The following is a 26,406-nucleotide window of genomic DNA, read 5'->3' as shown; positions in this document are numbered from 1 at the left end:
GATAAAAAATTAAGGATATTGATCACATATGAAATTTAATAAAGAATTGAATCATTCAGCATCTCATGTAATGGCGTTAGCAATTTTACAATTATGACCAGATACTAAATTAGGATTTGGACCACCAACTGCAGAAGGTTTTTATTATGATTTTAAATTCTCTCAACCATTATTAGAATCTGATTTAGCAAAAATAGAAAAACAAATGCACAAGATAGTTAATAACAATTACATCATGCATAAAATGCCTGATGATTATGTTTATGATACATCTCAACAACCATATAAACAAGAATTAATTGATGAATTTAAAAGTCAAAATAAAAACATTACTTTTTATTCTATTTATGATCCCAATAAAAATAAAGAATTATTTGTTGATTTATGTGCTGGTGGACATATTGAAAAGATTAGCAAAATTAAGCACTTTAAAGTTTTATCATTAGCAGGTTCATACTGAAGAGGTGATTTTAATAATGAGCAATTAACAAGAATATATGCCACTGCTTGAGAAACAAAAGAAGATCTTGATAACTACTTAATGTTATTACAAGAGAGAAAAGAACGTGATCATCGTAAATTAGGAAAAGAAATGGAATTATTTATGTTTGACCAACTTTCAGGTCAAGGTTTTCCGATTTGATTAGAAGATGGAATGAAAATTAGAAATAGAATCATGAAAGAGGTTTTAGCTCTAGATTATAAATATAATTTCACAGAAGTTGCTACTCCTATTGTGGGAGAAAAAAAATTATATGAAATTTCAGGTCATTGACAACATTATCAAGAAGACATGTTCAAACCAATTATTTGTGATAATGAAAATTTAATCTTAAGACCCATGACATGTCCACACCACGTTTTGATTTATAAATCAAAAAGAAGATCATATCGTGAATTGCCAATTAGATTAAGTGAACAATCACCTTTATTTAGATATGAAAAATCAGGTGCTTTAACTGGATTAGAAAGAGTGCGTTCAATGCTTTTAACTGAAGGTCATTTATTTGTAAGAAAAGATCAAATTATTTCTGAATTTGAGCACTGTTACAAAATGATTAGTGAAGCATTAGAAATGTTTAATATTCAAGTTGATTATGTATCACTTTCTTTAAGAGACCCTGATAATAAAGAAAAATTCTACAATGATGAAAACATGTGATTAAAAGCTGAAGAAGATTTAAGAAAAGTTCTAAAAAAATTAAAAATTAAGTATGTAGAAAAAATTGGTGAAGCAGCTTTTTATGGACCGAAAATAGATATTCAAATTAAAACTGTTTTAGGTCATGAAATTACAATGTCAACATTACAATTAGATTTTTTATTACCTAAAAAATTTAATTTAGAATTCTATAATTCCCAAAATTCAATTGAAAACCCAATTATGATTCATAGAGGATTAATTGGTACCTATGAAAGATTTTTATCTATTTTATTAGAGCAAACAAAAGGAAACTTACCATTTTGATTAGCTCCAAAACAAGTTATTATTATTCCTGTTGCAGAAGAACACAAAGCATTTGCAGATGAAATTTATACCCAATTAAAAGACAATCATTTTTATGTTGAAGTAGATGATCGAAATGAAAGAATTAGCAAAAAAATTCGCGAAGCTCAAATTAAAAAAACAAAAATTCAAATTGTTATTGGAGATGATGAAATTGCAACAAATGAATTATCATTAAGATTTTATGGTCAAAAAGATATTATCAAAATAAAAAAAATTGAACTAATTGATTATCTAATAAAATTAAGAAATGAAAAAAAATAATAAAAGTAAAAACAATAATAAAATGGTTAATTCTTGATTAGAATCATTTAAAACACCTCTTTTTACTTTTTTTGTCATTGCCATTCCATGTTTATTATTGTGAATATTTTTTTCTAGTGATTTCCCGTTTGCAGCAGCATTTAATATTGAATACAGTTGATGAATTAAATTATTAATTGGAATAGCTTTTATTATTTTTTCTTTTTTATTAACACTGCTATTTGTTTATTTCAAAATATTAAAATGATCAATTTTTATTTTCTCTTTACCGATAGCGATTTGCTTTGTAGCAATTTTTGTTTCTGATCAATTAGAACCTTGAGTTCGTTCTTTAATAATTATTCCTTTTTTCTTTTTAATTATTCCTATTGCAATAATAGTTAAAAAAATAGAAATTAAATCTATGATTAGAACCAAAAAACAAAAAAATAATGAAGATAATATTATTGGTCATAAATAAAAAATTCTTGAATTAATCAAGAATTTTTATGGTCATATTATTATGATTTGGAGCGAGTGAAGGGAATCGAACCCTCATAGTCAGCTTGGAAGGCTGAAGTTCTGCCATTAAACTACACTCGCAATTTCCTTTAATTATATAATAATCATAATACAAAATTAATAAAATAAAATAAAATTGTTTTATGAATACAATTAACTGATTTCCAGGTCATATGGCCAAAGCATTAAGAGAGATAAAAGAGAAACAAAATATTGTGGATTGTTTTATTGTATTAATTGATGCTCGAGTGCCATTAAGTTCATATAATGAAGACTTAGATTCTATATGTCCTAATAAACCAAGGTTGTTTGTTTTTTCTAAAAGTGATTATGCTAATTTAACTAGATTAAATCAAATCATAGGTAAATTTAATAATCCTCAAGATAAAAAAGTAATTGTTAATTTAAAAAAAAATAGTTCAAGGTCTAAAATTATGAAAGCATTAAATCAAATATTGACTGCAAAAAGAGAAAAGGATAAAAATAAAGGATTACTAAAACCAAGATTAAGATGCTTTGTAATTGGAGTACCTAATGTTGGTAAATCCACTTTGATTAATTTATTGTCTAATAGCAAAAAAACAAAAGTTGCTAATTTTGCAGGTACAACTCGTTCTTTACAATGAATAGCAGCGGATGATATTCAATTATTAGATACTCCAGGTATTTTAATGCCCAAATTAAGCGATCAAACACTAGCTTTAAAATTAGTAGCTTGTTCTTTAATTAAACAAGATGTAATTAATGATCAAGAATTTTATTATCAAATTAGTGATATTTTATATAAGTCTAATCCCGATAAATTTCATGAATTAGGTTTTGCTTATCATGAATTAGAAAATGATAAATATGGAGAATTAGTTAAATATGCAAGAAAAAATAATTTCTTATTAAAAAATAAGGAACCAAATGTTCAAAAAGTTTTAGCAATTTTTCGACAAAAAATATTAAATTTAACTAATATTACGTGAGATTAATTACATCTTAATTAAAGATATTACTTCTATTCCTTTGTACTTGTTTAAACCTTTAAATTCTACTAATTCAAGCAAAAAGATAACTTTAGTTACTATTGCTCCTTGAGATTTTACTAAATCAATTATTGCTTTCGTTGTACCACCAGTTGCTAAAACATCATCAATTATAACTACTTTTTGACCTGGAAAGATTCTATTTTGTTGCATCTCTAAAACATTTTTAGAATACTCATATGAATATTCTTCTCTAATTACCTTACCTGGTAATTTTTTTTCTTTTCTTACCATTACAAAAGGTTTTTTTAAAATTGCCGCAACAGGAGTTCCAAATAGAAACCCTCTTGCATCAGGGCCTACAATGACATCAGCATCTTTTGCATATTCAATCATTTGCTTAACAACAAAATTTAAAGCTTCCCCATTAGCTAACAAAGGAGAAATATCTTTAAAATGTACACCTGGAGTTGGGAAATCCGGAACATCATCTATAAATTTTTTTAAATCATTTAATTGCATAAATATCTATACTTCTTTCATACATATTATAAAGTATTTTTTAGCTTTTTTATCAATCATACTCTTAGTGTGCTAATAAAATTATTTTATGTTAAAATAATAAGCATATGAGCAGTAAAAGAGATTATTATGAAGTTTTAGGTTTAAATAAAAATGCAACTATTGATGAAATTAAAAAATCATATCGTTCTTTAGCTAAAAAATATCATCCTGATATTAACAAATCAGCTGATGCTGAGGAAAAATTTAAAGAGATTAATGAAGCTTATGAAGTTTTATCAGATAGTGATAAAAGAGCAAGATATGATCAATTTGGTCATAGTGGTTTAGATCCTAATGCAGGCGGATTCGGTTCAGGAAACCCATTTGAAGGATTTGCAGCTGGATTTGGTGGTGTCGATTTAGGAGATATTTTTAGTTCTTTTTTTGGTGGTTCTCATGAGAGAGCAAATGCCCGAGCATTTAATAATAAACCTAGAAAAGGACAAACAATTCAATCAAAATTAAAAATAACATTTATTGAATCTGTTTTAGGTAAAACAATAGAACAAAAATTAACTAAATATGAAATTTGTCCTCACTGTCAAGGTAGTGGTGCTGAAGATAAAAATAGTGAAATTACTTGTGATCAATGTCAAGGTAGAGGTCAAGTTAACATTCATAGAAGAACACCTTTTGGAGTTGTTAATTCACTTTCAATTTGTAATAAATGTGAAGGTCTTGGAAAAATAATTAAACATAAATGTTCAACATGTAAAGGGCAAAGATATGTTTCTAAAAATGTTATGACTAAAATTAAAATTCCTGCTGGAATTAAAAATGGTCAAGAAATTGTAGTTCAAGGTTTTGGAGGACCTGGAGTTAATGGAGGACCTTCAGGAGATTTATTAATTTATATCTTAATAGAACCACATAAATATTATGTAAGAGAGCAAAATAATATTCATGTTGATTTTTTAGTTTCATTTATTGATATTATGAATTCTGCTAAAGTAGAGGTGCCAACACCTTATGGTAATGAATTTATTAATTTATCTAATGATATAGTTTCAGGAGACATTTTAACTTTAAAAGGTAAAGGATTTAATATTGTTGGTACTAAAAAATATGGTGATTTAAAATTACATGTAAGAATTTATGTGCCTAAATTAAGTAAAAAAGAGCGTGAAAAAGTTGCTGAAATTCTAAGTGATGTTAAAGATCATGAAGCCAAAGATTGAATAAAGAAAGTAAATGATAATAAGTAAGATTTATGAAAAATTCAAGAGTTAATAAATGAAGAGAATATCGATTAGAAATAGATTCAAATGAAAATTTAGATTTTTCTATTATTAACTCTAATTCAGAATTAAAAAACATGTTTCAATTAATTGGATTTGATTATAAAGAAAATTTCATTAAATCAGGATACAAAAAGAAATTATTTGTTAATGAGTATTACAAAAGTGAAAATATCAATGATCAAAAAGAAATTAATAAAATTATTAATGCAATCGAAAAAAATGAGATGATTTCTGAAACAAACATTTCAGATTTCAATTCTCATAGCAATGATTCAACTATTAAATTAAATTTTCGTGAATTTATTACTGATGAAAATAATTTGGAAAGTTTAACAAATCAAGAAACTACAGATTTAAAAATAAATCAAATTAATATTATGGAAAACAAGGAAAAATAAATATGAAAAAAATTAATATTGCAATTGATGGTCCTTCTGGAGTTGGTAAAAGTAGTGTTGCTAAAGAAATAGCTAAAAGATTAGATCTTGTTTTTATTAATACAGGACTAATGTATCGAGCAATAGGATATTATTGCTTAAATCATAATATTGATTTAGAAAATGAACAAAAAATCATTGAATCATTAAAAGAAATAGATTTAAATCTTTTGCCAAATGAGAAAATAGAATTAAATGGTGTAGATATTACAAATAAGCTATGAAGTGATCAAATATCATTAATAGCATCAAAAGTGGCAAAATTACCTAAAGTAAGAGAATTTTGTGTTCATAAACAACAATTAATTGCCAAAAATAATCCTGGTATAGTGATGGAAGGTAGAGATATCGGTTCAGTCGTTTTAAAAGATGCAGAATTAAAAATATTTTTAGAAGCAAATAATGAAATTAGAACCAAAAGAAGGGTAGAACAATTATTAGCTAAAGGAATAAATGCTAATGAAGCAGATGTTTTAAAAAATATTATTGAAAGAGATAAAAGAGATAGTGAAAGAGATGCTACCCCTTTAATTAAAGTTCCAGAAGCAATTGCTATTGATACTTCTTATTTAACGTTAGAAGAAGTTATTCAAAATATTGTAGAACTAGCCAAAGAAATAATATAATTTTATTTTATATATGAATAAAAATAAAAAAACTTTTTATATTACAACACCAATATATTATCCTTCTGGTTCATTACACATTGGGCATTTATTTTCAACTAATCTTGCTTGAGTAATAAAAAATTACAAAACAAAAATGAATTATGATGTTAAGTTTTTAACTGGAAGCGATGAACATGGTCAAAAAATAGAAAAAAAAGCTAAAGAATTAAAAATGAATAATCAAGATTATGTTGATATGCAAACTAGTAAATTTATTGATTTATGAAATTCATATCAAATTGATTATGATTTTTTTTCTAGAACCACAAATAACGAACATAAAGAATGTATTATTAAAATTTTTAATGAAATGTTAGAAAAAAAATTAATTTATAAAGGCCTTTATAAAGGTTTGTATTCTGTTGAAGATGAAGAATTTATACCAGAAACACAAGCAATAAAAAAAGATAATAATTTTTATCATCCAATTAGTAATCATCAATTAGAAGTTATTGAAGAAGAATCATATTTTTTTAAAATGAAAGATTTTACTAAATGAATTAGTGAATTTTTTGAGATAAATCCAGATTTTATTGTGGGACAAAAAATTATGAAAGAGCTAAAAAATAATTTTTTAGAACATGATTTAAATGATTTATCAATTACAAGGATTTCATTTTCATGAGGTATTCCAATTCCTTCTGATCCTAAACATGTTGTTTATGTATGATTAGATGCATTATTTAATTACATTTCAGCTTTAGGTTATACTCAAAATAGTAAAAATTATATTAAGTATTGAAAAGAAGGAGATGAAATTGTTCATGTTGTAGGTAAAGAAATAACAAGATTCCATTGTATTTATTGACCAATTTTTTTACACTCATTAAATCTAAGATTACCATCTAAAATATTAGCTCATGGTTGAATTATTACTTCAGAAGGTAAAATGTCAAAATCAAAAGGTAATGTTATCAATCCTTTAGATTTATTAAAAGATTTTGATCCTGAAATTATTAAGTATTATTTTGCAGCAAAAATGAGCATTGAAAATGATAATGTTTTTGAAAAAGAATTCATTTTACAAACATATAATAGTGATTTAGTAAATACTATTGGTAATTTAGTATCCAGAACTCTAGCTATGATTCATAAAAATTTTTCTCAAAGTATTAAATTTAAAGAAACTAATGAAGAACATGATTTATTTATTATCAAAAGTATTAATCATCATTTTGATTTATATATTAATCATTTTGATCAATATAATATTAATTTAGCTTTTGATGCAATGATTGAATTAGCAAGAGATTTAAATAAATATATTGATTTAACTACTCCATGAAAATTGACAAATAACTTAGATCGTTTAGCAATTGTTTTAAATATTTTATTAAATGGAATTTATACAATAGCTGTAATGTTAGAACCTGTTATGCCTAACCATGCTAAAAAAATACAAAATGCTTTAAATGTGCCCTCTTTATCTTTTGAAGAGATAAAAAAAATGGAAAAATTTGATCAAATTTTAGTTAATAAATCTGAAATAATTTTTCCAAGAAAATAATATTTTTAGTTTTCTTACTTTAATAATTTAAATTTATATTTGGTTATGTATTTTATTTTTTTTCATTTCTTTATAATATCCAGATAAGTAGTAATAAGTATATGGCAAGAATAGAGAACCTGATAATCAATTTCCTAAGGCAGCAGGTAACATATTAGTTACAACACATCTAAACATTGTAGAAGCCATATTGATTCATGAACTTGAATTCATAAAGTTAGTTAATTCAGTTTGTGTTTTGATTGTAGTAAATAAATCATGATTAATTGCATAATTTACACCCATTAAAATATTTTCTTTTTCTGTTGGTTCAATCATGTAGAATAATCCCATTGAGAATAAAATTCCATTTGCCACAACGTGTTGGAACCCTGAAATTGCAAACATTCAAATTGGGAAATAAATTAATAAGAATTTTGCTGTTGAATGACTTGCAGCTAATGATGCTCATACTGATCCTGCAACTAAAATGTTACATAGGAAACCTGAAGCAATTGTAAAGTATCATACCATTGATATTTTTTTACCAACAAAATATCCTAAAACTAATTGGTAATTTTCGTTGGCGAAGAAATTAGATGCACGACATATACCACCAATAACTAGAGCTCCTAAAACATTACCTAATAATGTATATATTCATTTAACGAATATTTTTTTAAATTTAATATCTTCTCCTGTATGATGTTTTTGCTTTGTAATTCAAGCAAGCATTGTCAAGTTATCAGAAGTAAATAAAGACCCTCCTAAAAAGACAATTAAAATAATACCTACTGGGAATAATGCAGCAGCCACAAATAAAGCGGCTCCTGAAATATTGATATGGAATGAGTTTATTACATCTCCTGTTGTTTGGTCAAACTGTCAATTTTGTACTGTATCAGGTCATGATCCAATGATAACAATGAATATCATATATGCCATACCAACATAAATAGAACCTAAAGCTCCTAGTAAAATCATCTTGAATCAAGAAGAATCTAATTTATGAGTAGCATATTCTATACCATTTCTAAAATTTGCTTTATAATCTTTCATTTTTTTATCTTCTTTCTTTTAAATTTATTGTTATAAGCAAAAATTATAATACTAAATAAATAATTTAAAAAATATTTATTAAAACAATTAAAATATTTTATAAATGAAAATAAAAATTCCTATTGGTTATACAAATATTTCTTATAAAAAAGATAATACATTTTTTCAAGAAAAAATAAAAAATGAATTTAATCATAAAACAAATTACCAACAATTAGCTAAATTTGATTTTGTTCCTAAACTTTATGAAGACAATGATCAATATTCAAGTTGGGAATGAATTGAAGGCAATAGTTTAGATAATCCTACAAAAGAAGATTTAAAGGAATTATCTATTATTTTAAAAACTTTACACAATTCTAATGTCAAGTTTACTAAAAGCAATGTTAGAAGAAGAATAACTGTTTATCGTAATATATTAAAAGATAAAAATATTCATATCCCTATTATTGATAAGTTATATAAAAAAATTAATAATATCTTAAAAGTAATTGATACTACAAAACCTATTCATGGAGATTTATATCGAACAAATATCCTTAAAAGAAAAAGTGATGGTAAATTATTTATTATAGATTGAGAATATTCCCATATGGGAGATATTCATTATGAATTAGCTTATATTATTGAAGCATATGAATTTAATGAAGATTTAGAAAAATTCTTTTTAGATTTATATCAAGATTATGATTTAAAATTATTGAATTATCATAAAATTCTAGTAAATTATATTACCATTTTATGATTATATTCTCAAGATACTTTGCCTTTTCCGGCAGAAAAATTAATTAAAAGATTAGAAACTAAATATGAAAAATGAATTGATTAAATAATAAACAAGTTATCTGTTTTTTTTCAAGGATGTTTTTTATCAATATGATCAATAAATAATTTTCCTTCTAAATGATCTAATTCGTGTTGTAAAACAATAGCTACATAATTAGATTTGTCATGTCTTACAACTTTTTTTTCAAAGTAAGAATAACCTTCAACAATAATCCGGTAACTTCTTTTTACATATCCTTCTTGATTAGGTTCAGATTCATTTACACTTAAGCATCCTTCGCCTTGCTTTAATGCAACAAGATTTTCTGATTTTGAAATAACTTTAGGATTAATTAATAGATCTCTAAATATTACATTATGATTTTGATCTTCAATGTAAATATAAAACATATTTTTGGGAATTCCATATTGAATAGCCGCAACACCAACTGCTGGCCTAAATTTTGATTTAGGTTTAATGCTATCTTCAACATGATAAATCATTTTTTTAGCTAATAAAATATCTTCATCACTTAATGGTAAAGCAACATCTTGAGATTTTTCTCTTAATATTTTATTAGGTAATTGAACGATATTTATTTCGTATTCTTCTTTTTTATGATTCATTAATTAATTTTACTTTCTTCTACTAAATAGACTAAATCTTTTTGAACTATTATCTTTTTCATCTAATATTATTGGTTTTTCAGTTGCTCTTCTTTGTGATAAACAATCAGATAAATCAGCTTCTAATTGTCTCATAGATTGATAACGCAAGTTTTTATTTTTTGCAGTTGCTTTAGTTACAACATTAGCTAAAGCTTGTGGAATGTTAGGATATATTTTATTTACTTGTGTGATAGTATCTGTTCTATGTTTTAAAGCAGTTTCTAAAGGTGTTTTTCCTCTATGAGGTGGGTGACCTATTAACATTTCATATAAAATAATTCCTAAAGCATAAATGTCTGATTGAGGAGAAGCTTCTTGTTTATCAATTAATTCAGGAGCTAAATAATGAACAGAACCAATTAATTTTCCAGTTTGTGTAAATCTTGTAGTATCTGAACCAATTGCAATTCCAAAATCAATAATTTTTACTTGTCCAGTATTAGTAATCATTACATTTGATGTTTTTAAATCACGATGCACAATATTTTGAGCATGAATTTCGGCAAATCCTTTAGCAATTTGAATCGCATAGTCAACAGCACGTTCTGGTTGTAATCTACCTTGAATTTCTATGATTTCTTTCAACATTTTCCCTTGAACATATTCCATTGCTAAGTATTTGATATTTTTATCATACTTACCTTCATAAAATCTTACGATATAAGGCGATTTAATATATTGCACTAATCTCATTTCTTCTTTAAATCTTTGTTGATTTGAAGTAGGACTTGTTGAATCTAAATTTAATACTTTAACAGCAACATATTTACCTAATTCTTTATCTTCTGCAAGAAAAACTCTTGCCATACCACCTGAACCTATTTCTTTTTTAATAACATATTTTTCAGGAAGATTAACATTTGAACTTGACATAATTATTCCACCTCCACAATTACAATAGTTAAGTTATCAGAAGAATGACCTTTGATAGCTTCAGAAATTAATATATTTGCTTTTTCCTCGATAGTATCTTTTTGCGACATAATAATCTCAAACTTAGGTTTATCTATATAATCATGAATTCCATCCGATGTTAAGATTAAGACTCTTTTATTTGGAGAAGTATTATCATCTATATTAAATGCTTCTATATTTGTTTTCTTTGAAGGACCTAAAGCAGATGTAAGAGCAGCAGCTCCAGGCATTTTAGCAGCTTCAAATTCAGATATCCCCTCATTTTTGATATAGTAATTCATCAAATTATGATCAATAGTAATTTGATGAAGTTGTCCATCAAAAATATATGTTCTTGAATCACCTATATTAAAGATTACAATTTTTTTTGTTTCTTTAAAAACAATAGCAGAGGTTACAGTGGTCCCCATATCTTTTTTGTTTTCGTCTTCACCAGCTTCATTAATCATATTTTGTTTAGCTTGTTTTATTGTTTCTTTAAATCATTCATAAATATTGTCATTATTTGATTTTAAATAATTCATTCTATTTTTAAATGTTTCAATAGTTATTGAAGAAGCAAGAGATCCGCCAAAATGTCCTCCCATTCCATCACAAAGAACAGCTACAAGAACATAATCATTTTCAAATACATTTGCTTTATCTTGATTTTCGTCTCTTACAACACCAATATTGGTTTCAACGACATATTTCATTTTTCCCTCTTCTTTTAACCTTTTTCTATTAATCTCTTAATTTCATTTATTGCTATATTAATATTATCATTTTTAATAATATGTTTGAAATATAATTTGTATTCTAGTTCTACTTTAGCTCTTGCTAATCTTTTGCTAATTTGCTCTTCTGAATCTGAATTTCTTTCTCTAATTCTTCTCTCTAATTCTTCTAATGATGGTGGAACTATAAATATAGAAATTAATTTGTCTTCCTTGTTTTCTTTTTTCAATCTGTTAATAATATTTACTGCTCCATTGGTTTCTACTTCAATTAAAACATTTTTGTTTTGATTTAATTTATTCTCAACTTCTGATACCAAAGTTCCATACCAATTATCAAAATGATTGCTATATTCTAAAAAAGCATTTTGATCAATTAAATCAAAAAAATGTTTTTTATCAGTGAAATAATAATGAACACCATCAATTTCATTATCTCTTTTTTTTCTTGTTGTCATTGAAATTGAAAATGATAAATTTAAATTTTCATCTTTAAATAATTCTTTTTCAATTGTGCCCTTCCCAACACCGGAAGGTCCTATAATTAATATTATTTTGGACATATCTTAAATAATAATTTTAATACTTTGTTTCATTTTTTAACATATTTTCCACATTGAAGAACGTGGAAAAATGGTGTATTTATGACTTTTTTAAAATTTTTTTGAAAAATTTAGTTATTTTAGAACATTTTTCGCATATTGATATGGAAGGAGTAGATATGACATAAAGAAATTCAATATGATAACAATTTATTTGGGTACAAACTAAAAGGAGATTATGTTTCAGAAAAATTTTTATCTATCATCAAATAAGGAAAATAGTATATTAGAACATAAATTAAATAAATCAATAACAGATGAAAATTTAGATGTTTATGAAATTCAAAAAGGATATCAAATTAAATCTTATTATTTTGATCATAACAATAAAGATATAACTGCAGATATAGATTTATGAAATCAAAGCATTTTTAACACCTATAACATTGGGTTAGTATGAGATAATAGAACTAATTTATTTGCTTTTAAATTTATGTTTAATAGCAACAATATCAATGAAATATCTTTTAAATTTAATAATGATATTGAAAAAACTTTAAAACCTAATTTGGATTTTGTTAATTCTAGTTATCAATTAAATATTAATTCTTTAAGCATTTCAGATTTATTAACAGATATTAATAAAATAAAAACTATACAAATAACTTTAAAAAATAATGAATTTTCTAGAGTTATCGGTATAGCTTTAAATCCTTACTATAATAATTATAAACAAGATTTCTATATTCAGCAAGAAAAATCTTTGATATTAAAGTTTCAAAATGGAATAAACATTAACTCAGACAATATTACATCCACATATAATGATATTAAATTTAGTCCTTGTAAAATCAAGCAAGGTTTTTGAAACAATGATATTTTAAGAATAGAAACTAGTTTAAGTGAAATGTTTAATTCAAATGTTATCCAACTTATTTCATTAGAAAATTTACCAATATCTTCCTCATCAACATCATCTTTTTCTTCTTATTTAGAAAATGAAGAGTCAGGGTTATTGGTAAAAATTATGCAAAATACTTATTATGATTTGAATAAAAAGATGACTATTAAAGGTTTTGGATTAAATTCAAATCCAGGATACTTACCACCATTTGAATTTTCAGGAACATTTTTCCCTTTAGTAAAATTAAAAATTAATAATTTAGATTTTGATATAGCTTGAGAAGAATATTTTGAAAAGCCATATTTTAAAGATAATGAAGGATTAATAAAAATTTACTTAGAAAGTTCTTCCTCTTATTCCCCTAATTGAGAATGAATTCCCATATCTTTAGAACTTATGAATGAATCTAAAAAGTATAATTTCACATTTGTTGAGTTTAAAAAATGATTAATTGATAAAAATCAAAAGGATTATTATTAAAAAAAGAGTTATAAATTTGTTAGTTGCGATTTATTCATTTGTGATAGTTGTAGTTTCATCAGTATCTTGTTCTAATGTCAATGATATAAATAATTTACCTATAATTGGTGATTCAAATTATGAAGACAACTTTATTGGTGCTAATGATTTTTTTCCTCAATTATATTCTGAAGACTATTATGATTATGTTGAATTTGATGATAAATCAAAACCAGTTATAGGTGATAAATTTATTATGAAAGTTATTAATGATGTAATTACGAGAGTATCATCCTCATCTGGATTAATAGAATTTTACGTAGATATTTTATCTAATCAAATGATAGATTTTCATTTTCGATGAACTTATGGCGATATTTTTTTGAGCAAAATTTATTCTTTTAATATTACAAATGCTTTGTAATATGTTTAGAAAAGTGAGGTAGATGTCTCTGCTTCACTTTTATTTATTTCATATATAAAATGAATTAAATTTGAATTACTTTTAATGATCAAAATGTTTTGAATTGTTATTACAAAAAATAAAATTAATTGAATAATCAAGCAATGATTTAATTGATTATAAATTACCGAATGTACAAGTTAATTAATTTAAAAAATGGAGTTTTAATGAAAAGATTATCAAACAAAGAATTTAAAGCTTATATGTCTTTATCTAAAAAATCAGAATACGAATTATTAGAAGACAATGAAAAATCATATAAAATTTTGGTAACAGGAGATAAAAGGATAGTGTCTAAAAAAACCAAAGATGATTTAATATTAAGCAAGCTAGATTTAATTGTAAATAAGATTAATACTATCGAATCAAGAATAGACAATCTTGAAAAGAGAATGGACAATCTTGAAAAGAGAATGGATAATCTTGAAAAGAGAATGGATAATCTTGAAAAGAGAATGGATAATCTTGAAAAGAGAATGGATAATCTTGAAAAGAGAATGGACAATCTTGAAAATAGAATGGACAATCTTGAAAAGAGAATGGACAATTTAGAAAATAGAGTGGATAAAATCGAAATAGATATAAAAGAAATAAAATCCAGAATATCTGTTCTTGAATCATTTCATCAAGAGGAATTATCACTATTCAAAACAAAGAATAAAAAAATATAATTTTTAGTTAAATTTTAATAATCTATATCAAATTTTATTATTAATTATTCAATACCAAACATTGATGGATCAAATTTACCGTTTTTTGTTTTATTAGAAAATTCTTTTAATCTTTTTTGCATCATTTCAAACTCATTTACAAGTTGATTATATTCTTTTAAACTACGACCACTACCTTTAATAATTCTATTTTTTCTAGAAGCATTTTTTAATAATTTAGGATCTTTTCTTTCTTCAAGAGTCATAGAAGAAATTAATATTTCATATAATTTTAATTTTTCATCAGCCTGCTCTGCTTTATCTTCATCAATTTTTAAATTACCTGGTAAAAATTTTAATATTTTTCTAATTGATCCTAGTTTCTTTACTTGTTTTAAATTGTCTAAAAGATCATCTAAATCAAATTTTCCTTGGAACATTTTGTTTAACATTTTTTTAGATTTTTTTTCATCAATAACTTCTTCTGCTTTTTCAATTAATGATAAAACATCACCCATACCTAAAATTCTATCTGCCATTCTGTCAGGATAAAATAAATCTAAATTAGATACTTTTTCTCCAGTACCTATGAAAACAATAGGGATTTTCAATAAATAACATATTGATAAAGCAGCCCCGCCACGAGCATTAGAATCTAATTTAGTAATAATTGAGCCTGTTACTGAAATAGTGTCATTAAATGTTTTGGCAACATTAATAATATCTTGTCCTGATAAAGCATCAGCAATAAAAAATATTTCATTTGGTTTGACAATATTTTTAATTCTTTTTAACTCATCCATTAGATTTTCATCTATTGACAATCTTCCTGCAGTATCAATAATTACTAATTCATATTTTTCTTGATGTGCTTTGTCAATTGCTTCTTTTACAATTAAATCAACATTTTGTTCATTCTTGATTGTAAAATAATCGACATCAATTTGTTTTGCAAGTGTTATTAATTGATCAATAGCTGCAGGACGATAAACATCGGCTGCCACTAATAAAATTTTTTCTAGCTTATATTTTTTACGATAATAAGCTGCTAATTTAGCAACCGTTGTGGTTTTTCCACCTCCTTGCAATCCAGTCATCATAATAGTAAAAGGTTTTTTATTAATATTTATTTCTTTAGGTTTATCACCTAGAATATGAACTAATTCTTCATGAACGATTTTTACAACTTGTTGTCCTGGATTTAATTGTTTCATTAGTTCTTGACCAATAATTTGCTCTTTAATAGAATTAATAAAATTTTTAACAACAATCAAATTAACATCAGCTTCTAATAAAGCTAATCTAATATCTCTAGTAATTTCTAAAATATCCTCTTCTTTTAATTGAGTTTTTTTATTTGCTTTAGCAATTGCTTTTTGCATTCTAGAACCAATAAAATCAAACATTATACTTCCTTTAATTATTTTTTAATGTCATAGATATTACATTCAACACTTTTATCTTTATTAATTGTTATTATAGCATATGAACAATTAGAACCACCTCTAGGAAAAGTAGTAGACCCTGGATTAATCACAATCCCTTCTTCATATTCAAAAATTTTTGGAATATGAGTATGACCATGAATAAAAATATCACATTTACTTTTTATTAGCTTTTTGTGCATGTATTCATAATTATCTAATTGAAAATAATTACCTGTTAAATGACCATGTTCTAAATGGAATTTGATTCCATCAATTTCAAAATCAAGATCATCTGCAAATGACGAATCCCAATCATTATTCCCTCTAACAATATAATTAATGTGATTTAAGATAAAAGAATCATTAGTTTCAAAATCACCAGCTATTACTGAATAGTCATGTTCTATATTATTAATTAAATAATCAATGATTTCATTGTTTCCATGGGTATCAGACATGACAAGAATAGTAGTTTTTTTACTCATTTTTAGCTCCATTTTTAAAATCTTTTAAAAGTAATAAATTATCTTTTTTAATTTTATAATTAACTTCATTGATTATGTCAACAATTTGATTATTTTGTTTATTGACATAATTATTATTTAAATTATTATCAAATAATGAAGATTGATATTTATAAGTGTAAATATTTGTTAGATTAAACAAAGAAACACCTAGCATTAATATTGGTTTATCATTTCAATAATTATTGAATAATTGAGTAACAATTAAAAATAAATCTTCAAAAGTATTTGAATTATTTTTAATTGTTGTAGATGTTGAAAAAATGGCTTTATTTGCATATTTAATAGTAATTGATATCCCTTGGGCAACTAGATTTCTTCGATTAGCAATATCTAAAACTTGCATTGTGATTTTTTTTAAGTTTTTATATATTAAATCAAGATCAATTAAATAATTATTTTCAAATGTCACTTGATGACCTATTGAACTTTGAGAATAATATTTTTTATTAAAATCTACATCATCAAAATAATTATTACCATTTGCATTATCAATATATTGATCTAATTTATTTTTTAGGATTTCCTTTAATAATATTTTTTTATTACCATTTACTTTGGCTAAATCTTCTATTGTTAAAATATTAATTGATTTTAATTTAGCTGATAAAGATTTACCAATTCCAATATATTTATCAATAGGTAAAGGCCATATATTTTTAGGAATATCTTCTTTTTCGGTAATGGTTATTCCAAATGGTTTATTTAAATCTGTTGAAATTTTTGCTAAAAATTTATTATAGGAAATACCAATAGATACTGTAATGTTTAATTTTTTTAAAATATTTTTTTGAATAACTAAAGCCAAATCTCTAGGATTGGAATATTTATTCATTAAATGAGTTACATCTAAATATCATTCATCAATAGAACCAATTTCAATTTTAATGCTATATTTTTTTAATAATAAATAAATTTTACGAGATAGTTTTTCATATAAATTATGATTAGGTTCAATCACTATAATATTGGGACAAAATTTTTGTACTTCATATAATTTCATAGGAACCTTAGCACCTTTTTCTTTGGCAGAATATGATAAAGCACAAACAACAGATTTTGCTCTCTTTTTGCTAATAGCAACATCTTTATCTTTCAATTCGGGTCTTAATCATGTTTCGGCAGCTACAAAAAAAGAATCTACATCTATATGAAATATAACTTTATTTCTCATTTACAAATATTTTATAACTTATTTTTTACTATTTCATGTCATTTTCTAGGAAAGTTTTGTGGTGTTTTATTTTGCTTTGTATAAATAACCACATTATGTTCTTTATCATCTTGTAAATCAATTGTTTCCACTTTTAAATCTTTAATATTTAATTTATCTATTATTGTTTTAGCATCATTAATTTCCTGATGCACATTTTTAGATTTTAAAAAAATATATTGACAATTGATTTTTCCACATTTTGAAGAAATTTCTATTAATTTTCTCAAATCCATAACTGCACGAGCACAAATAAAGTCAAACTTTTCTTCTCAATTAGTGTCTTCTAATCTTTTATTAATAATAGTTAAGTTTTGTAAATTCAATTCTTTTTTTACTAAATTAAGAAATTTTGCTCTTTTAAGAAGAGGTTCACATATTGTTAATTTCATTTTCTCTTCTTGGAAAAGATAAAAAGGTAAAGAAGGAAATCCAGCTCCAGCTCCTATATCTAACAAATGTTGATTGTTATTGTAATTTATAAAATTATTTAATAAAAATATAGATTGATAAATCCCATCTAATCATATTTTTTCTTCATCAAATCCAGTTAAATTATATTTTTTGTTTTCTTGCAAAATTAAATCAACATATTTTTTAATTTTGTTATATGTATTTTCATTTTTAATACAATCAAAAACTTTTGCTTCTCATTTTTTCATTATTATTTAATTTTTTTTGTTTCAAACAATCTAGACATTGATTCTGAATTTCAATCAACATCAATTGCTTTTGAAATCATATTTTCTAAAGAGATTATTTTTAATTTTTTAGATTTAATATTTTTAACTGTTGGAATAGAGTCAGAAACACACACCAAATCTACTGATTCAGCTTTTTCAAAAATATCAAATCCTTTTGAGAATAATCCATGAGTAGCTGCTATATAAATTTTTTTAGCACCTTTTTCTTTTAAATAATTAGCTGCTTTAATAATTGTTCCACCTGTGTCAATAATATCATCATAAATAATACAATTTTTGTCTTTTACATCACCTAGTAATCCGACAATCTCTGAAACATTAGGACCCGTTCTTCTTTTATCTACAATTGCAATTTTAATTTCTTTAGTAATTAATTCAGCCAATCTTCTTGCTCTTACAGCTCCCCCATGATCTGGAGAAACAATTGTAAATTTCATTTTCTTTTCTTCTTTTAATAAAGATTGAGTAAGTGGATACATTCATCTTAAATCATCTACAGGAATGTCATAAAAACCTTGAATAGAAGGATTGTGTAAATCAAAAGTTATTAATTTGTTTACTCCTGATGTTTCTAAAAGGCGAGCAATTAATTTAGCTCCAATAGGTTCTCTTTGTGATGCTTTACGATCTTGACGAGAATAACTCATATATGTTGAAATAACAACTATATTTCCTGCTGATGCTCTTTTTAAAGAATCAATAAATAATAGTAATTCAATAATAGAATCATGGGAACATAAACTACAAATAACATAAACTTTTTTATTTCTAACAGTTTCACTAGATTTAACTAACATTTCGCCATCTGAAAAAATGGTTTTACTTATATTTGAAACTTTAATTTTTAAGTTATTTGCTACTTTTTGAGCTAATTCTCTTTGATTTTCTAAACCAAATAGAATACTTTTATCTTTATGATTTCTTAATGACATATTTTCTATCTTAATTATAAATTAATCAAAAATCATTGTTTTTCTTTTTGCTTCTTGTTTTTGATTTCACTCTATAAATTCTGTTAGAGTTTCATTTCATCTAGTTGCTAACAAATGCTCAACATCTTTTAAATGGAAATTATCAATTTTTAAAATGATTTCTTTAGCATTATGTTCAACATCTTGTTCATAAATATCAATTGGAGAAAATTCTGCATATGCTTTTGAAGTTTTAATATAGAATTCTTTAATTTTTTCTAGCATTGTATATCTAACGTTATTTGAGAATCAATATTCAAATTTAGTTCCACTTTTATAAATTTGCTCAAAAGAATTCAAATTTGAAATTAAAGACATATAGTAATTAGTAATAAACATTAATTCAATTAATGTTCTTTCTCAGATGTTTTGATAAAATTGATCAACATCAGCAATTCCTTTAATTAAACGAACTCTTTCATTGTCATTTAAATAATTTAAATTATTAAAAGAATTTAAATGAGAATATGAAGATTTAATTTTCATAACTTCTTCATATGTAATTCCTTTTCCTTCACTGTTTTCTAATTCAAAATTATCACTATCTTTTTCTTTTTTATCGTTAACTACAACACCTTTTTGTATTTCAGTTCCTTTTATATCCTTAATAATATATGGCATATTCCTCCTTCAAATTCGTTAAACATTGTAGTATATAAAATTATATTATAGTTGATATATATTTGGTAGTAATTTAGTAAAATATTTTTACATGGAAAAGGCATTAGAAGATTCTCTTTGAGAAATTAAAAAAAAATATCAAGAAATATTAGAAGATCTTAAAAAAGATGAAGTTTTGTCTAATATTAAACAATACACAAAATTGACAAAAGAAGCCAATAGTATTAAAGATATTGTTGTAGCTTTTGATCAATATTTGAATTTAAAGCAAAATATAACAGATTCTAAGTTGCTTCTAAATGAAAAAGATGAAGAAATTGTTTCAATGGCAAAAGCAGAAATTATTAATAGTGAAAAAGCTTTAGAAACTTTAGAACACGAATTAAAACTTTTATTATTACCTAAAGATGAAAATGATGATAAAGATGTAATTATTGAAATTCGAGGAGCAGCAGGAGGGGATGAAGCCAATATCTTTGCAGGAGATCTTTATAAGATTTATTGCAAGTACTCAGAATCTAATAATTGAAAAGTAAAAATTATCGATTCTTCTCCAGCTAATAGTGGTGGCTTTTCATTAATAACTTTTTCCATTCATGGGGAAAATGTTTATTCTAAATTAAAATTTGAATCTGGAGTTCATAGAGTACAAAGAGTTCCTACTACAGAGACTCAAGGAAGAATTCATACTTCCACAGCTACTGTAACTGTATTACCAGAAATAGATGACAATATTGAAGTTGAAGTAAAAGATACAGACTTAAAAATTGATACTTTCCGTTCATCAGGAGCAGGTGGACAATCCGTTAATACAACAGATTCGGCTGTGAGAATTACTCACATTCCAACAGGAATTGTATCTTCATCACAAGAAGGGAGAAGTCAAATTGCAAATCGTGAATTAGCTTTAAAATTATTAAAAATTAAGCTATATGATTTAGAAATGAAAAAAATAAAAGAACAAGAAAGTTCTTTTAGAAAATTAGCTGGTTCAGGAGCAAGAAGTGAAAAAATAAGAACATATAATTATCCTCAAGATCGGGTAACTGATCATAGAATAAGTTATTCATGTTCTTTAAAAAGTGTTGTAGATGGAAAATTAAATAATATTATTGAAGCTTTATTAGCTGAAGAACAAACTGAAAAAATTAAAGAGGCAGGACTTGTATAAAATATTTAAATAATGAATAAGAATAAATATGAAATATTATTATTAGAAAAAAGAAGATATAACTTAAAAGAAACTATATCTTTTAGAGAAAAATATAAATTATGAAGAGATTATCCAATCCAAAAGATTATTGGATATATAGAAATGGCTAATGTCAAAATTAAGGTTAATAAAAAAGTATTAATCCCTCGATATGAAACTGAAGAATTAATTTTACTTGCAATTAAATTAATTAAAGAAAATGGAAAATATCATAATATTTTAGATTTATGTTGTGGTTCAGGTTTTATTGGTATTGCTCTAAAAAAAGCATTTCCATCATTAAATATTCTTCAATCGGATATTAGCAATGCTGCAATTAAACAAACATTAATTAATTTAAAAATTAATAATTTAAAAAATAATGTTATTAAATCTAATATGTTTCATAATATTTACCAAAAATTTGATGTCATTATTTCTAATCCGCCTTATTTATTAAAAAATGATAAAAAAAATATGACTAAGTCAGTTTTAAAATATGAACCTCAAAAAGCCTTATTTGCTCAAGAAGAAGGAATGTTTTTTTATTATCAAATTGAAAAAAATTTAAGCAAATATTTAAATAAAAATGGATTAATAATTTTAGAAATAAATCCTGTTAATTACAAATGATTTATTGATAATAAGTATCATGTAATTAATGATATTAATAACAAAAAAAGATTTGCTTATAAATTTTTTAATCAATTCTAGAATAATTAAATCTACCATATATTCTTGAAATAGGAGCAACTGAAATTCAAGCATCTGGAACATAATCTTTTATTTTTTTTGCAATATCATCAGATTCTAATAATAAGACAATAGATTCTATTGAATAAATTGTATTATTATTGTATCCACTAATTGATTTTACAATTTTATAGGGATGTCAAAAATTAATTGATTTAAAAAAATTGGTTATTTCTTCTAAATTTCTGGTATCAATTTTAATTCTAACTTTTTGATATTTAGGATAAATAGAATTAATTACAAAACCATTTAATAATATATATAAATAAGTACCAAATGTTTGACAACCAAGTATGTTATTAAATCCATTGATATTTTGACTAATATTAATTGGCATAAATTTCTTAGATAAATATAAGAATAGTATCCCCATAGTAGCCATTAATGTTCCAGTTAACATCAAGAAAGAACCGACAGGTTTTTTGTATTTATAAGAAATATAATAAGCTATTAAATCTGTCCCCCCTGTTGAAGAACCTAATTTTCAAACAACAGCTGCAGCCGGAGAACAACAAGCAACAGCTAAAATAACATAAATAAATACCGGTCATCCTGCTGCAACATATTTTGTTGTTCCTGGATCTCCATTTGGATCCTCAGGCATTCATCCATCTTTCATTATAACAATAACTTTTTCACTAATAAATTCTTCTACAGGTTGTATACCAAAAATAAATCCAAATAAAGCATTGAAAAATAGAAAGATTAAAGTTGTTATAATAAAATGACGTTTTACTTTTCTTCAATAAAAAATAATTAAAGGAATATTAAGAGCTAAATATAAAATGGTTAAATATGGTTTTAACACAGTCAAGATGTAAGTCATAGATACAGATATAGCTTCAACTCCATCCAATACTGAACCAGCTTTAATCATAAAATGAACTTGACCAAAAGAATAGAAAATAGAACAAAAGATAATAATTAAAATTTTTTTTCAATTTTGCCCAACATATTTAAAAAAACCTTCATATTTATCATCAAATCTTTTTTGTAGTTTAATTGAATTCGGGTTTTCCATCATCAAAGTATTATTTTCTTTTTTTTCTTTTCTTCACATAATTCATCAATTTAAAATTCTATATTAATAATATATTTTGTCAATAAATTATTCAACAGATGAATAATCAAAATTTCCATATATTTTTTTTACATCAACTTTAGATACTCAAGCTGTAGGATCAATAGTTTTGATTTTTTTAATTAAATCTTCAGTTTCTAATAAAAGAGCAACGGTTTCAATTGAATAAATAGGTTGTCCTGTTCTACCGCTAGTTAATGTATGTATTTTATAAGGGTGGTTATAATGAATTTGTTTTAAAAAATTAGTAATTAATTCTAAATTAACAGTATCAATTTTAATAATTTGTTTTTCATATTTTGGATATATAGTATTAACAATTTTTCCATATAAAACAATATATATAGATGTTGATAAAGTTTGTAAACTGAATAATGATTCAAATCCATTGATATTGCTTTTAATATCTGAAGGTCCAAATTGGGATAGAGATCATATTACAATTAATGATGCAGCAACAATAATTGATCCTACAATCATTGTTAAAGAACCAATTGATTTTCTTTTTTTTGTTGAATAATAATAAGTAATAATATCTGTTCCACCAGTTGAACCACCACATTTTCATGATATTGCTCCTGCTACTCCTAATAACCCTACAGAAGCTAAAGTATAAACAAAAATAGGTCAACCTTTTTGAACTCCAAGAGTTTTTCCGTTTTCGATTGTATTTGAAATAGTTTCTATAGCATTACCATTGGCACTCATTTTTTGTTCAAATCAAGCTGTGTATTCTTTCAAATTAACTGTCATTATATTTTTTAGTCCGTGTTCTTGAGCATATAATGTTTCATAATAATTAGTTGGAGGACAAAAAATTAAAATATTTTGAGTAATTAAAGTATCTAAACTAACATCTTTTCCATCAATTAAGTAACCAAAATTAAAGCCTATAAAAAACCCAAAAATAGCATTAGTTAATAAAAATATCAGTGTTGAATAAATATATTGTTTTTTAACTTTTTTTCAAAAAATAATGATTAAAGGAACATTTAACAATAAATAAATAAAATTTAAATATGGTTTAGTAACAGGTAATATCAATGAAATTGTCATTGAAATAGCTGATAAACCCGTTTGAATAGTAGCAGCTTTTGTTAATAATGAAGTGGAACCAAAAGCAAAGAAAAAAGATGCCAAAATAATTAATAGAATTTTCTTTTTGTTGGCTTTTAAAAAATCTAAAAAAGTTGTTTTATTTCCATTATTATTCATGATTTCTTTTATTTCTTCTTTTTGATAATTAGTTTGCATAATTAAACTCTGAATTTGTAATTGTAAAAAAATATCAAAAATAATTATACACTTTTCAAAAATAAATATAATTTATTTTATGATTAACAATATTCCTAAAAGACATTTTTATAATAATAAAGATTATTTTTTGGATTTTGAGAAAAAAATATTAATTTTAGATCCAGAATTCCATGAAAAATTATTAAACAAAAAATTATGAAATCGATTCGGTTTTAAAAAAATAGGTGGTTCATCTGTAGGAGATGTTCTAGCTGTCGATAAATATAAATCACAATTTCAAGCTTTTTGTAGAATAGCTTGATGTTCATTGCCAATATTAGATAAAAAATATGTAAATGCTGGTATTAAAATTGAACCTAAAGTTGTGGCCGCATTAAAAGAAACTTTAAATGTTGATATTGAACAATTTCCACCTGAAAAATATAATTTTGATTACTTTGAAGATAAAGATGAAATTATTGGTGGTATCCCTGATGGATATATTAATGAACAAAAAATAATTATTGAAATTAAAACTACTGGCGAAAAAAATTATGAGCAATGAAAACAATTTGGTATTCCTGCGGGATATTTAAAACAAGCTCAAATTTATACATATTTAATGGGAGTCAAGAAATTTTGAATTGTAGCAGCATTTTTAAAAGAAGAAGATTATTTGAATCCTGATCAATTTCCGATTAAGCAAAGAAAATTAAAAAATTATCCTTACATTTTAAATGAAGCTCAGGTTTTAGATGATATTAATACTATTAAAGAGTGATATAAGAAATATACTAAATTAGGTTATAGTCCTGCTTGAGATGAAGAAAAAGATAGTGACTTAATAGCATATCTAAAATGCGAAAATGAACAACAATATTTAGAATTATTAGAAAAATGAAAAATAGAAGGCAAATTTATTGATGAACCATAATCTAAATCATTTCTTTTATAAATAATAAGTTTATAATTAATAATTAAAATGTTGAACAATAAAACTTATTCTAATCGAAGATATATGCGAATAATGATGGTCATTGTTGTTTATACTTATGAACTTTTTAATAAAAAAGTTAATGAAAAAGAAATCTTTGAATCAGATTTAATGAATGAAATGTTTGATTATAATGTTTTAACTACAAGTAAAAGAAATGAAATATTTAAACAACAAATGAAAATATTTGCAAACATAGAAAAAAATTATGAAGTATTTGTAAAAATGATTAATAAATTTATTAGATTGGATTGAACTTGAACAAGAATGGATCCATTGATAAGAGCAATTCTATTATGTGCTTCTAGCGAATTATGAAATGTTGATATTGGCATTGTTTCTAATGAATATGTAGAAATTGCTAAGGATTTTATTCCAGATGATAAAAGTTATAAATTTATTAATAAAATTATTGATAATATAGGAAAAGAATATGATGAATTCAAAAAAAAGAAAAATTAAGTCAATGTTAAGAGAAAATAAACAATTAAAACTATATAAAAAAGCACTAAAATCAAGCAACTGTTTTTATTTGATAACAAAAATTGCTAGTATTTTTGATGCTACAATTTCAGATAACGAACTTTACCAATTAGAAATGAATTTAATCGAAAATATTAATGATCAAAAGATATGAGCAAAAGTATTTTATGATTCATCTATTTTTTTTAAATTTCCTTTTAACCAATGTGATTGAAAATCTTTTGGATTATTTATGTATTACAATTGAGGTGTTGCTACATTTAAAAAAAATCCTGCTAAAAATACATCTTTTTATAATTATGAAAATTTCAATGATTTAAATGCAATGAAAAGTAATTATTATAATAATTGAATAAATTCTATTTTAAACACTAAAGATTTAGAATTTAATATTTATATTAGAAAGGTTTTAAATCTTCTTTAATA

30 protein-coding genes and 1 tRNA gene are annotated in these 26,406 nt (G+C 24.2%); 16 read left to right on the top strand and 15 right to left on the bottom strand.

The window, feature by feature from the left end:
• Positions 1-28 precede the first annotated feature (28 nt).
• Complete coding sequence (gene thrS / locus ACJA29_RS02170; RefSeq protein WP_406602277.1) at positions 29-1,771, top strand: threonine--tRNA ligase; 1,743 nt, start codon at positions 29-31, stop codon at positions 1,769-1,771.
• Positions 1,758-2,231, top strand: a complete 474-nt coding sequence (locus tag ACJA29_RS02165) for a hypothetical protein (RefSeq protein WP_406602276.1) — start codon at positions 1,758-1,760, stop codon at positions 2,229-2,231. Before thrS ends, ACJA29_RS02165 begins: the two co-directional genes overlap by 14 nt.
• 48 nt (positions 2,232-2,279) lie before the next feature.
• Here the strand turns inward: ACJA29_RS02165 and ACJA29_RS02160 are convergent.
• A tRNA-Gly gene (locus tag ACJA29_RS02160) sits at positions 2,280-2,353 on the bottom strand.
• A gap of 62 nt (positions 2,354-2,415) precedes the next feature.
• On the opposite strand from ACJA29_RS02160, the gene ylqF reads away from it, so the two are divergent.
• Entirely contained in the window at positions 2,416-3,249 is an 834-nt protein-coding gene (gene ylqF / locus ACJA29_RS02155) for a ribosome biogenesis GTPase YlqF (protein WP_406602275.1), read from the top strand.
• Here ylqF and ACJA29_RS02150 read toward each other — a convergent pair whose 3' ends face one another.
• Positions 3,250-3,765 carry an adenine phosphoribosyltransferase gene (locus tag ACJA29_RS02150; RefSeq protein ID WP_406602274.1) on the bottom strand — a complete coding sequence of 172 codons (516 nt, stop codon included), beginning with the start codon at positions 3,763-3,765 and terminating at the stop codon, positions 3,250-3,252.
• Positions 3,766-3,872: 107 nt separating this feature from the next.
• Here ACJA29_RS02150 and dnaJ point away from each other — a divergent pair, with 107 nt between their 5' ends.
• From dnaJ to metG, 4 genes are read left to right on the top strand one after another with little or no spacing between them, the layout of a single operon-like run.
• On the top strand, positions 3,873-5,012 hold the full coding sequence (dnaJ, locus tag ACJA29_RS02145; RefSeq protein WP_406602273.1) for a molecular chaperone DnaJ: 1,140 nt from the start codon (positions 3,873-3,875) through the stop codon (positions 5,010-5,012).
• Between the two features lie 5 nt (positions 5,013-5,017).
• Positions 5,018-5,446, top strand: coding sequence for a hypothetical protein (locus ACJA29_RS02140; RefSeq protein WP_406602272.1), 429 nt, complete (start codon positions 5,018-5,020; stop codon positions 5,444-5,446).
• Between the two features lie 2 nt (positions 5,447-5,448).
• Positions 5,449-6,111, top strand: a complete 663-nt coding sequence (gene cmk / locus ACJA29_RS02135; protein ID WP_406602271.1) for a (d)CMP kinase — start codon at positions 5,449-5,451, stop codon at positions 6,109-6,111.
• Between the two features lie 13 nt (positions 6,112-6,124).
• Positions 6,125-7,660: a methionine--tRNA ligase gene (metG, locus tag ACJA29_RS02130; RefSeq protein ID WP_406602270.1), complete on the top strand. Its 1,536-nt coding sequence runs from the start codon at positions 6,125-6,127 to the stop codon at positions 7,658-7,660.
• A 33-nt stretch (positions 7,661-7,693) separates the two neighbouring features.
• Here the strand turns inward: metG and ACJA29_RS02125 are convergent, their stop codons facing one another.
• Entirely contained in the window at positions 7,694-8,698 is a 1,005-nt protein-coding gene (locus ACJA29_RS02125) for a formate/nitrite transporter family protein (protein WP_406602269.1), read from the bottom strand.
• A 103-nt stretch (positions 8,699-8,801) separates the two neighbouring features.
• Between ACJA29_RS02125 and ACJA29_RS02120 the strand changes: the two genes are divergently transcribed.
• Positions 8,802-9,527 (top strand): phosphotransferase, encoded by a 726-nt coding sequence (locus ACJA29_RS02120; protein WP_406602268.1) that lies wholly within the window; start codon positions 8,802-8,804, stop codon positions 9,525-9,527.
• Here ACJA29_RS02120 and def read toward each other — a convergent pair.
• From def to gmk, 4 genes are read right to left on the bottom strand one after another with little or no spacing between them, the layout of a single operon-like run.
• Positions 9,524-10,090 (bottom strand): peptide deformylase, encoded by a 567-nt coding sequence (gene def, locus ACJA29_RS02115; RefSeq protein ID WP_406602267.1) that lies wholly within the window; start codon positions 10,088-10,090, stop codon positions 9,524-9,526. The genes ACJA29_RS02120 and def overlap by 4 nt on opposite strands.
• A gap of 9 nt (positions 10,091-10,099) precedes the next feature.
• The gene (locus ACJA29_RS02110; protein WP_406602266.1) at positions 10,100-11,005 is read right to left on the bottom strand and encodes a serine/threonine protein kinase; all 906 of its coding nucleotides are present in this window, start codon (positions 11,003-11,005) and stop codon (positions 10,100-10,102) included.
• A 2-nt stretch (positions 11,006-11,007) separates the two neighbouring features.
• On the bottom strand, positions 11,008-11,742 hold the full coding sequence (locus ACJA29_RS02105; protein ID WP_406602265.1) for a PP2C family protein-serine/threonine phosphatase: 735 nt from the start codon (positions 11,740-11,742) through the stop codon (positions 11,008-11,010).
• Between the two features lie 14 nt (positions 11,743-11,756).
• Entirely contained in the window at positions 11,757-12,326 is a 570-nt protein-coding gene (gene gmk, locus ACJA29_RS02100; RefSeq protein ID WP_406602264.1) for a guanylate kinase, read from the bottom strand.
• Between the two features lie 217 nt (positions 12,327-12,543).
• On the opposite strand from gmk, the gene ACJA29_RS02095 reads away from it, so the two are divergent.
• The 3 genes from ACJA29_RS02095 to ACJA29_RS02085 all read left to right on the top strand — a co-directional run bounded on the left by ACJA29_RS02095 (position 12,544) and on the right by ACJA29_RS02085 (position 14,802).
• On the top strand, positions 12,544-13,689 hold the full coding sequence (locus ACJA29_RS02095; RefSeq protein ID WP_406602263.1) for an MHO_1580 family protein: 1,146 nt from the start codon (positions 12,544-12,546) through the stop codon (positions 13,687-13,689).
• Positions 13,661-14,092: an MHO_1590 family protein gene (locus ACJA29_RS02090; RefSeq protein ID WP_406602262.1), complete on the top strand. Its 432-nt coding sequence runs from the start codon at positions 13,661-13,663 to the stop codon at positions 14,090-14,092. Before ACJA29_RS02095 ends, ACJA29_RS02090 begins: the two co-directional genes overlap by 29 nt.
• 206 nt (positions 14,093-14,298) lie before the next feature.
• Positions 14,299-14,802, top strand: coding sequence for a coiled-coil domain-containing protein (locus tag ACJA29_RS02085; protein WP_406602261.1), 504 nt, complete (start codon positions 14,299-14,301; stop codon positions 14,800-14,802).
• Between the two features lie 44 nt (positions 14,803-14,846).
• Here ACJA29_RS02085 and ffh read toward each other — a convergent pair whose 3' ends face one another.
• The 6 genes from ffh to ACJA29_RS02055 are packed head-to-tail and all read right to left on the bottom strand — an operon-like array spanning position 14,847 to position 20,241.
• On the bottom strand, positions 14,847-16,187 hold the full coding sequence (gene ffh, locus ACJA29_RS02080) for a signal recognition particle protein (protein ID WP_406602260.1): 1,341 nt from the start codon (positions 16,185-16,187) through the stop codon (positions 14,847-14,849).
• 14 nt (positions 16,188-16,201) lie between these two features.
• A complete protein-coding gene (locus ACJA29_RS02075) occupies positions 16,202-16,693 on the bottom strand; it encodes a metallophosphoesterase family protein (protein WP_406602259.1) in 492 nt (163 codons plus the stop codon).
• Entirely contained in the window at positions 16,686-17,906 is a 1,221-nt protein-coding gene (locus tag ACJA29_RS02070; RefSeq protein WP_406602258.1) for a Y-family DNA polymerase, read from the bottom strand. Before ACJA29_RS02070 ends, ACJA29_RS02075 begins: the two co-directional genes overlap by 8 nt.
• 11 nt (positions 17,907-17,917) lie before the next feature.
• Entirely contained in the window at positions 17,918-18,607 is a 690-nt protein-coding gene (gene rsmG, locus ACJA29_RS02065; RefSeq protein ID WP_406602257.1) for a 16S rRNA (guanine(527)-N(7))-methyltransferase RsmG, read from the bottom strand.
• A gap of 2 nt (positions 18,608-18,609) precedes the next feature.
• A complete protein-coding gene (locus tag ACJA29_RS02060; RefSeq protein ID WP_406602256.1) occupies positions 18,610-19,581 on the bottom strand; it encodes a ribose-phosphate pyrophosphokinase in 972 nt (323 codons plus the stop codon).
• A 21-nt stretch (positions 19,582-19,602) separates the two neighbouring features.
• On the bottom strand, positions 19,603-20,241 hold the full coding sequence (locus ACJA29_RS02055) for a hypothetical protein (protein ID WP_406602255.1): 639 nt from the start codon (positions 20,239-20,241) through the stop codon (positions 19,603-19,605).
• Between the two features lie 91 nt (positions 20,242-20,332).
• Here ACJA29_RS02055 and prfA point away from each other — a divergent pair, with 91 nt between their 5' ends.
• Together prfA and prmC are read left to right on the top strand one after the other, a co-directional pair.
• Complete coding sequence (prfA, locus tag ACJA29_RS02050; RefSeq protein ID WP_406602254.1) at positions 20,333-21,412, top strand: peptide chain release factor 1; 1,080 nt, start codon at positions 20,333-20,335, stop codon at positions 21,410-21,412.
• Between the two features lie 12 nt (positions 21,413-21,424).
• Positions 21,425-22,147: a peptide chain release factor N(5)-glutamine methyltransferase gene (gene prmC, locus ACJA29_RS02045; protein ID WP_406602253.1), complete on the top strand. Its 723-nt coding sequence runs from the start codon at positions 21,425-21,427 to the stop codon at positions 22,145-22,147.
• On the opposite strand, the gene ACJA29_RS02040 is transcribed toward prmC, so the two are convergent.
• A complete protein-coding gene (locus ACJA29_RS02040) occupies positions 22,134-23,246 on the bottom strand; it encodes a YitT family protein (protein WP_406602961.1) in 1,113 nt (370 codons plus the stop codon). The genes prmC and ACJA29_RS02040 overlap by 14 nt on opposite strands.
• 48 nt (positions 23,247-23,294) lie before the next feature.
• Positions 23,295-24,521 carry a YitT family protein gene (locus tag ACJA29_RS02035; protein ID WP_406602960.1) on the bottom strand — a complete coding sequence of 409 codons (1,227 nt, stop codon included), beginning with the start codon at positions 24,519-24,521 and terminating at the stop codon, positions 23,295-23,297.
• Between the two features lie 79 nt (positions 24,522-24,600).
• Between ACJA29_RS02035 and ACJA29_RS02030 the strand changes: the two genes are divergently transcribed.
• The 3 genes from ACJA29_RS02030 to ACJA29_RS02020 are packed head-to-tail and all read left to right on the top strand — an operon-like array spanning position 24,601 to position 26,404.
• Complete coding sequence (locus ACJA29_RS02030; protein ID WP_406602959.1) at positions 24,601-25,437, top strand: MAGa7180 family putative nuclease; 837 nt, start codon at positions 24,601-24,603, stop codon at positions 25,435-25,437.
• Between the two features lie 48 nt (positions 25,438-25,485).
• Positions 25,486-25,959 carry a transcription antitermination factor NusB gene (locus tag ACJA29_RS02025; protein ID WP_406602958.1) on the top strand — a complete coding sequence of 158 codons (474 nt, stop codon included), beginning with the start codon at positions 25,486-25,488 and terminating at the stop codon, positions 25,957-25,959.
• Positions 25,931-26,404: a hypothetical protein gene (locus tag ACJA29_RS02020; protein ID WP_406602957.1), complete on the top strand. Its 474-nt coding sequence runs from the start codon at positions 25,931-25,933 to the stop codon at positions 26,402-26,404. Before ACJA29_RS02025 ends, ACJA29_RS02020 begins: the two co-directional genes overlap by 29 nt.
• The last annotated feature ends 2 nt before the right edge of the window (positions 26,405-26,406 follow it).

The sequence above is a fragment of the Metamycoplasma sualvi genome (assembly GCF_045276925.1).
In the GTDB taxonomy this organism is placed as follows: domain Bacteria; phylum Bacillota_I; class Bacilli_A; order Mycoplasmatales; family Metamycoplasmataceae; genus UBA710.
The sequence above is the reverse complement of the archived record's forward strand: the minus strand, read 5'-3'. Positions and strand labels throughout refer to the sequence as shown.